This window comes from Moorena sp. SIO4E2, from assembly GCF_010671945.1.
GTDB lineage: Bacteria > Cyanobacteriota > Cyanobacteriia > Cyanobacteriales > Coleofasciculaceae > Moorena > Moorena producens.
Genome location: NZ_JAAHIE010000355.1, coordinates 1 through 7,891 on the forward strand (window position 1 = coordinate 1; position 7,891 = coordinate 7,891).

Annotated in this window: 9 protein-coding genes and 1 pseudogene; 4 read left to right on the plus strand and 6 right to left on the minus strand. The window is 40.8% G+C overall.

Annotated features, from left to right (window positions below):
• Positions 1 to 7: 7 nt before the first annotated feature.
• Complete coding sequence (locus F6K37_RS26955; RefSeq protein ID WP_287253436.1) at positions 8 to 208, minus strand: hypothetical protein; 201 nt, start codon at positions 206 to 208, stop codon at positions 8 to 10.
• 321 nt (positions 209 to 529) lie between these two features.
• Here F6K37_RS26955 and F6K37_RS26960 point away from each other — a divergent pair, with 321 nt between their 5' ends.
• Positions 530 to 1,441, plus strand: a complete 912-nt coding sequence (locus F6K37_RS26960; RefSeq protein ID WP_502708887.1) for an Rpn family recombination-promoting nuclease/putative transposase — start codon at positions 530 to 532, stop codon at positions 1,439 to 1,441.
• 129 nt (positions 1,442 to 1,570) lie between these two features.
• On the opposite strand, the gene F6K37_RS26965 is transcribed toward F6K37_RS26960, so the two are convergent.
• The 4 genes from F6K37_RS26965 to F6K37_RS26980 form a co-directional block, all read right to left on the minus strand.
• Positions 1,571 to 2,029, minus strand: a complete 459-nt coding sequence (locus F6K37_RS26965) for a tyrosine-type recombinase/integrase (RefSeq protein WP_287253438.1) — start codon at positions 2,027 to 2,029, stop codon at positions 1,571 to 1,573.
• A gap of 206 nt (positions 2,030 to 2,235) precedes the next feature.
• Positions 2,236 to 2,835, minus strand: a complete 600-nt coding sequence (locus F6K37_RS26970; protein ID WP_008187516.1) for a hypothetical protein — start codon at positions 2,833 to 2,835, stop codon at positions 2,236 to 2,238.
• 270 nt (positions 2,836 to 3,105) lie between these two features.
• Positions 3,106 to 3,396, minus strand: a complete 291-nt coding sequence (locus F6K37_RS26975; protein ID WP_008187517.1) for a hypothetical protein — start codon at positions 3,394 to 3,396, stop codon at positions 3,106 to 3,108.
• A gap of 44 nt (positions 3,397 to 3,440) precedes the next feature.
• Complete coding sequence (locus F6K37_RS26980) at positions 3,441 to 4,679, minus strand: pentapeptide repeat-containing protein (RefSeq protein WP_081431871.1); 1,239 nt, start codon at positions 4,677 to 4,679, stop codon at positions 3,441 to 3,443.
• A gap of 3 nt (positions 4,680 to 4,682) precedes the next feature.
• Between F6K37_RS26980 and F6K37_RS26985 the strand changes: the two genes are divergently transcribed.
• A complete protein-coding gene (locus F6K37_RS26985; RefSeq protein WP_287253439.1) occupies positions 4,683 to 5,249 on the plus strand; it encodes a hypothetical protein in 567 nt (188 codons plus the stop codon).
• A gap of 59 nt (positions 5,250 to 5,308) precedes the next feature.
• On the opposite strand, the pseudogene F6K37_RS45670 reads toward F6K37_RS26985, so the two are convergent.
• A pseudogene (locus tag F6K37_RS45670) lies at positions 5,309 to 5,374 on the minus strand (pentapeptide repeat-containing protein); the annotation flags it as partial.
• A 1,386-nt stretch (positions 5,375 to 6,760) separates the two neighbouring features.
• Between F6K37_RS45670 and F6K37_RS26990 the strand changes: the two are divergent.
• Both F6K37_RS26990 and F6K37_RS26995 read left to right on the plus strand, forming a co-directional pair.
• Positions 6,761 to 6,895: a hypothetical protein gene (locus F6K37_RS26990; RefSeq protein WP_287253440.1), complete on the plus strand. Its 135-nt coding sequence runs from the start codon at positions 6,761 to 6,763 to the stop codon at positions 6,893 to 6,895.
• A 293-nt stretch (positions 6,896 to 7,188) separates the two neighbouring features.
• A complete protein-coding gene (locus tag F6K37_RS26995; protein ID WP_008187522.1) occupies positions 7,189 to 7,407 on the plus strand; it encodes a hypothetical protein in 219 nt (72 codons plus the stop codon).
• Positions 7,408 to 7,891 lie beyond the last annotated feature (484 nt).

Sequence of the window (7,891 nt, forward strand, 5' to 3'; positions counted from 1 at the left end):
CGAGCTTTTACTTGGTTAGATATTTTTTTTCAGTATCTAGAGCTAATATTTCTTCCCTGGTTAATCCTAATTTCGATAATATTGGTTCAATTTTATCAAGTTCCTCATCACTAACTTTTTCTTCAATTTTTTCCTTGATTTCCAAACCCTTATTAATAAGAATTGGTGTTGCTACTGCAACTACTATGGCTGCGATCGGTAATGGCATTTTGACCTCCTAAAACTCACCACAGTAAATGCATCTTATTTTGAAATGCCTACTGGATATGAGATTAATACGATAAGTATTTATGCTTATTAATTGTCAAATCTCTGTCTTGATGCAGTTGCTCATGGGGGAAACCCCAAAGACCGCACTGCATCGCTTCTGAGTAAGGCTTCTATAATTTAGATGCGTTTGGTATATAGTATAGCAATCCCTGTAGGAATTGTTATAATTTCTAATCAGAAGTTCCCGACTCACGACTCCCGACTCCCGACTCCCGACTCCCGACTCCCGACTCCCGACTCCCTATCAAAGCATTTTAATATGGTTTTCCCGCTGCCAGATAAATACATTGACCTGCTCACAGATTTCGGGTTTAAACGTGTCTTTGGCACTGAGCCAAATAAGGCACTGCTAATCGACTTCTTGAATACTCTGTTGCCTCCCCATCATCAGCTGAAGGATGTCACCTTTAAAAATCCCGAGTTTTTGGGCAATACCTTAGTGGATCGAAGGGCTATTTTTGATATTTATTGTCAGAGCGAGACTGGTGAACGGTTCATCGTAGAAATGCAGAAGGCCAAGCAAAATTTGTTTAAGGATAGAAGTGTCTATTATTCTACTTTCCCGATCCAAGAACAGGCACAACAGGGATTTTGGAACTATGAGCTTACAGCAGTTTATACGGTTGGCATCCTAGATTTTGTATTTGATGACCACAAGCACGATTCGGAACTGCTACATGTGGTGGAGTTGAAAAATCAGCACTGTGAAGTGTTCTACGATAAGCTCAAATTTATTTATGTTGAGCTACCGAAATTTACCAAGTCTCTTGATGAGTTGGAGTCCCATTTTGACAAGTGGTTATTTCTATTTAAACACCTAGCCCAGTTGAATGAACCCCCATTACCCTTGCAAGACGATGTGTTTGCCCAGCTATTTGATGTGGCAGAGATTGCCAATTTCTCATCTAGGGAGCAAGCGCTGTATCAGGATAGCCTGAAGGTCTACCGGGATATGTACAATGTTACCCAAACCTTAATTGATGAAACTCTGGAACAAGGTATAGAACAAGGTATAAAACAAGGTATAAAACAAGGTAGACAACAAGGTAGACAACAAGGTAGACAGGAAGAAAAACAGCAGATTGCTAAGCAGATGAAGGCCGCAGGGTTACCCGCTCAGGATATTGCCCAATATACGGGGTTGAGTATGGATGAGATTGATCGGTTGTAGGTTGAAATTGCTTCAAGAGCTACAAATTCCTGGGTTTTTGCGAAAAATTGTTGCTTAGATAGGCGAACTGAAATACTGGTAATTTTCCTTGTCAGAAGCCACAAAAGTAAAGATTAACGAGACAATCACTCACTTTCCAGTTACTGCCATCCCGGTAACGGCGCTAGGGCGAGCATAAGACCTGTTTGTTACAAGCAAAATACTTAATTCATTAAGGATCCAGCTGGCGGCATCTGGGGTGATATGTCCTTTGCCATGCCTCCCAGGGAATAGATAGTTTGCCCATTTCGGAGGGTGGTAGTTCGTTAAGTGTTTCCGCAGATCTTCTAGTACCGGGATGGTTCGGGTGGCAAGCTTACCCTTTGTATTCCCTTTCCTGAATAGAACCACGGGGCGCACGGAACCAAAGCGATCTAAGACATCCCTTATTCTTAAGGTCACGGCTTCGTTGACCCGACAGGCGGTGTAAAGCATCACAGCAAACAGCGCCCGGTCTCGTGGCGGGTTAAGGGTTGCCCCTTCATTAAACAACAGTTGGATTTCCTCTGCGCTTAAAATCTTTGCCTGGCCATGGCGGTCGATTTTCATACCCCACGCCTCAATACAGCCATGCCTATTTATTGAACAGTTTGGGTGTACCCGAGTCAATACAATGTGGGTGCGATTTGGCTAGGGATAGCGTCTTGGTAACGGGATCTAAAATCACAAAGTGAAAAAATCTGCACAAAAAATCCCGCATGGGCGTACGGGAAGAGGTAATGGAGTGTGATGGGTTGTCTTGAGGCTAATCGATTTTAAATATAATTTTCGGGAGCCTCAGGGTCGATGCAGTTAAGACGCAGGATTCGCCGCAGTCGTTTGATTTCTACATCTTTGTGGTCATCCTGGGCATAATCTTCACTCAACCACTGCAAGTCCGTCTTGAGCCGCTTGTTCTCGGCTTCAACTGCTTCCAGTCGTTCTACATACTGAGTCATTTCTTTATTTCGCTCAGCTATCGTGATTACTTGATCACCGAAGGCCAGTCGAAACCGATCCTTCAAAGAGTCACCTGCCAAAGCAGAGGTTAACTTCAATGCTTCTTTGTTTCCTTTGGATGTCCGGTACGTCCAGTACAAGACATTGATATCCAACGGAATTCCATTAATGCGACTTTGTCCCCTCCATCGACTAGAGGGATCTATTTCAAAAATCGCGGGCGTGAATTCCTCTCCCCATATATCTTTGAACCATTTTGATTTCAAGAATTCGCGGAAGTTCCTTTCATTTTCCCCAATGGTTTCAGCCGCCTGAGTTTGGGAAAGTACATATAGCCAGTTATCAGTAGCTCGAAATCCATCAAGAGTTTTCTTGCCCACTGGAACTAGGGCATGTTTCACAAATCTTTTGACCATGTTACGATCTTGTTACATTTCGGTTCACTTTTTCAGCGATCGCAGCCCTTTCGCACAAAAACAGCTGCGGTCGCTTATCGTATTCATTCTACCCTAGTTGTAGCCGGACGACAACCGCTATAAACCTTTATTATCAGTAGCTTCAGGGATTTCGTCGGCCAATTGTGAATCTACTAATACGTGTATCATTTTGTTCCGCCCCCGCACTGTTAAAGCCCCTCTAGGCAACGCTTTTGGTTTGTAGGCTTATAGGCGCGATCGCAGTCACTTCTACAAACCTATAATCTGTGAAGCAGCAGCAGCACCGAACCAATCTGCCACTTTAAGAAGGATAGGCTTAGCTTTGTCCCAGAGAGTTTTACCTGCATCAAGTTTTCTACTAGCTGTTTCGAGGGTTTCTGTCGCACTTTCGAGGTTGGCGAGTACGGTTTCTTTCTTCGGTTCTTCTTTTTCCATTGCTTTTTTTGAAGCACCGAGATACGTGGTTATTTCTTCTTTGGTATCTTCTGGCATTTCTGACTGTTGTACCAACTTACTTAGAGGTTGTCTGAGAAGTCTCATTTGCTACATTCAAGCCCCCTAAATCCCCCAATTTTGGGGGACTTTTACCAACAAATGGATTCTTGTTCCCCCCAGAATTGGGGGGCTAGGGGGGCAAAATTCAGTATCAAAAAACTTTTCAGATATCCTCTTAGTTCTGCTAATAACTCAGTCACCTGTTCTTTGGTTAGCGGTTCTTCGGTTGATGCAGTACCTTGACTTTGGGTTACTTGGTTGTTATCGCCAATAACGCCTTGGTTATTGTCAGCTTTAATGGTGCGGTTATTGTTACCTTGAACATTATTGATGTTGCCATCAACAGAACCACCAACGGAAAATCCACCGGGATTGTTTGTCATAATACCTACCTGTTCTACTTGTGTACTTGTATAATAGTTAGGCTTTTTTAAAGCCGTATTTACCATAGTTTCTAAACTAATAATTCTGCTATCTTTTTCTGCCATTAAATCTTGAAATTGATTTTCTGCTAGAGCTTTAAGTTGATTATAAATTTCAAAATATTCTGCACTTAATTCTGATTTGTTAGCTTCCCGTGCAGTTTGAGCACGGAGTAAAAACTTATCTTCTCCCTTTACTTCCATTCCCGCAATGCTCAGTTCTGCCTCTGGATTTTTCTCTGCTAACTGCTTAAAGGAAATAGCGATCGCGCGGGGGTCAACGCCTTGATTGTGGTATAGGTCAAGGGTATCAACTATGGGTTTGATGAAATCACCAAATTCTCCATCCTTAAATACCTCATTCTTATTATCCGGTTTGCGCCAAGGTTCAGGATCTTCTTTGGTGGGTAATCGCATAAACACATACTCACACCTTACCCCATTAAATTTAGTTTGGTTGGTAATCCCCCAATCTTCAATAAATGCCCCTGTTAAGGTTGCGCCAGTAAAATCTGTTGCGTCTAGTTGGGTTTGGACTAATTTTGCCCTGGATAGGTCAACATCCTGCAAGTTGGCTTCACTGAGATCTGCCCCAATAAAGTTAGCACCTACAAGATTGGCTCTGGCTAAGTTGACTCCCCTTAGGTTACCGTGGTCAAAGTTTTTCTCTTTTCCTTCTCCTGTAACCACCAATTGTCGTACATCAGGATTTTTCAAGTAAGTCTCTCCGACTTTGGCTTGATCAAGTTTTCGGGTGTTATTAAAGCGAGTGCGAGTCAGATTTGCTACAAAATTTGTACTTTTGAGCACAGCTTGAGTAAAGTCGGCATCCGTTAAATCAGAACCCAGGAAGCTGGTGCCTCTGATAGCAGCAAAGGTAATAGCAATCGAACGAATAAAACAAATCTATTGTCTTCGCTTAAGGCTAGCCTAGTATTGTATCCACCCAATAAAGTCCCAACTAGGGCTAGATATACGGAAACAGCTATATATGAATCCTTAGGCTGGACAATAGGCTGGGCAGTATTCACATCTAACCCTACTTTGCATCCAGCCACAGTCCCAGCCATGTATGTAACCAAAGTCAAAACTGCGGCAGTAGGTTTAGTCAAAATTATAATCAAATTTAGGGATATAGCTAAGACAAAAGATAAAGCAATTGTCACTGCTGTAAAAACCCCAGCAACAGCCCCAGCTATAATCCCGTTAATCATATCCAAAACAGCAGTAATAGCTATAGTTGTTGCACCGACTACAGCACTAACTCCTAAAGCCCATACTAGATTTTGGAAGTGCGTAACAATCAGGAATACTCCGACTAGAACGAGGGATATCAAACTAGCACCAACAGTGTATTCATTACTTTTAACTGTAAAAACCAGAAAATCGACTGCAATAATACCAGAAAAAGCTGAGCCAAATGCGGCTATTGCTGATAATACCAATGAAAAACCTATTAGAATAAGTTTCCAGTGAAGTTGTAGTCCTGTCTTAACTTTACTGAAGTTTGTTCCTTTCAATTTAGCCTGTGTAAAATTTGTCCCTCGAATATCTGCACCACTAAAATTAGCCCCGGATAAATTTTTCCTCTTAAAAGACAAACCCCGGAGATTTGCACCCTGGAAATTCCTTTACCCATGGGCATATTTATTGACAATTTCACTGGCTTTCATTGCACCTCGGCGTTAATATATTAACTGCACATATATTTTGTTTGATACACATTTTGTTTAGATGATAAATATATTTATTCACTTTTTTTAAAACTTAAAAAAAATAAACATTAACTATAATAACTATTATTTTAACCAATAAAAATAACTTAAATTATGTATTGATTATTTTATGTTTATAACTATTACTAATATATTGTATAGTTTACAAAACATGTGTTATGTGGCTATAAATATTTATCACCTTCTCTTTAAAGATTTATGACTGGAGAGGGACATGCAAGCTGAAATCCTCACTAGGTAATAATTTCAGCCCATAAGTTACAAAAATATACATTCTGTTTTAGGCTGACATTGGACTATGTTATAAGGGTTTGAGCGTCCAGAAAATGAATCGAGGGTTAATTTGGGGCTGTATCTTCCATAAGCTCATTGGCATCAAAGCCTTATATACTGAGTTTTTTAGGGCTCATGTCACCCCCTCAGGTCACCGACACACGAGCCAGTTCTAATTCCAGGACTCGACCGTGTTCTGTTACCTGAATTCCGGCTACGGAATTACTTTCCATCACAGGCAACTGCATCCATGAAACTATTGCTTACAACTCTTGCGGTTATAGGCAATTTGTAGTGCCGATAATCCCCCTTATGGGTATTAACAACACTTTTTGTTATCTTTTTTTTATACTGTTAGGAAATAACAAAAAGATAACGGCACTTAATATTAGTTTTAATCTGTTAATTCTTGTGTTGGAAGTAGGGGTCTGTATAGTAGACAGGACGCTACACCAAATAGAACTTGTTTGTTTTTGTGCTGAGAGTGAGAAGTGAAACCAGGGACTGTGGTCGATTAACCGCAGGGACAGTGGCCGACTGGTCACGCTATTAAACCGGGAGATTTTCCACGTTTGCATCGATGGTAGAAGTCGAAAGGGAAAATGTGCGGCTAATCTCAAAGGGCTGATGTTACCCCCAAAACCTTTGTTTGCCAAGGCTTGTAAGGGTAATCTCGGGCGAAATATGTGACCCTTTTACATCGTTGTAGGGCTAACCTCCAGTAAGGGATATTAGCCCTACAAACATTGCACAGCGAGGGTCTCAGGGCTAACCCGAACAAAAGATGTTAGCTGTACTGCGGTGACCTGCGGTGACACAAAACCGACCTATTGATTTTCCATAATTGAAGCGATGAGGCTTGCGCCTCCGCCAAAGGCGATCGCTTCAATTATGGAAAAAGTATAATTCCTGTCCGGTGAATTGTACTTAAGATGAAAGTGCGAGCGATAGAGGCAAAAAGGTACGTTCTGATTGTATTTGCCTCGATTTTGGGTATACATTATTGCCCACATCTCCTTCAATAGTCACGACCAAGTACGGGAGTTTTCCACAGTTGCATCGATGGAGGAAAGAGAAAGTACACTTACCCAAGCCATGTTTCAGGCAGTCTGATTTAACCAGCAGACATGTCTGATTTAGCAGTTCAGACATGAAGGCAACTTAGACTCTAGTGTACTTTGCCTAGAAGGACACATTTTCGGCAATGTTGAGATTTGTATTTCTTATTAATCAAGGTTCTAAAAGAGGGCAAGTTTACAAAACTTTACAAGGTTGCCCCTCGTTACACCAACCCTAGGTTTACGCCTTGTAATATTACTTTACATCATGTCCGATTTTACACGTATGTCGGCTGTACGCTATTATATGTTAAATTTATTGTATATTTTATTGACCAATCTTGAAAGATGACGAACTGGTGGGAAAAAGTTAATGTTTCGGCAGCAGTAGCAGGTGTAATCATTGCGGCGACAGGAGTAGCTGTAGGAGTGTGGAATCAAGAGATTAGATGCTTGGTGAATTCATCAGGAAATAATTGTTCAAAAAATATTTTCTGTATGAAAAATACTAGAACACAGGCTGGGAGTAGTGAGTTTTATGATAGTGGTTGGAAATGTGCAAAATAATCTACGGAAAGCGACTGGGTAGAGCTAGGAAACGACTACCTGTGGCAAAGTTACTTAAAATTTAAACCTGAAAGTAACCTTAAATCTCGCGACACTAAAATCTGTGCTTTTTACAGTAGATATAGTCCTGATTCTGGTAATACAATAGAGGAAAATGAGTGCAGTGAAAATTCCAGTAATTATTCAAATCAGATATATTTAGGAGATGATACGGGTTGGATCAATCAGAAATTGGCTTTTACTATTTCTAGTTCAAAGAATTATAAAATCTGTTTACAGTTACTAAAACAAGAGAAAAAGGGAAATCCCAACTTAGGAAGAAGACCTTTAACTGACTGGATATGTAATAGTGAGTCCCCTGATAATCATATTGATTTAGGTGACGATAAAAAATACTATAATCAACAGTTAAGATTTAAAATCATCAAGCAGTAAGTAGATAGTATAAAGTGAATGTGAGTTGAGGATCGTTCCTGTCCCTGTG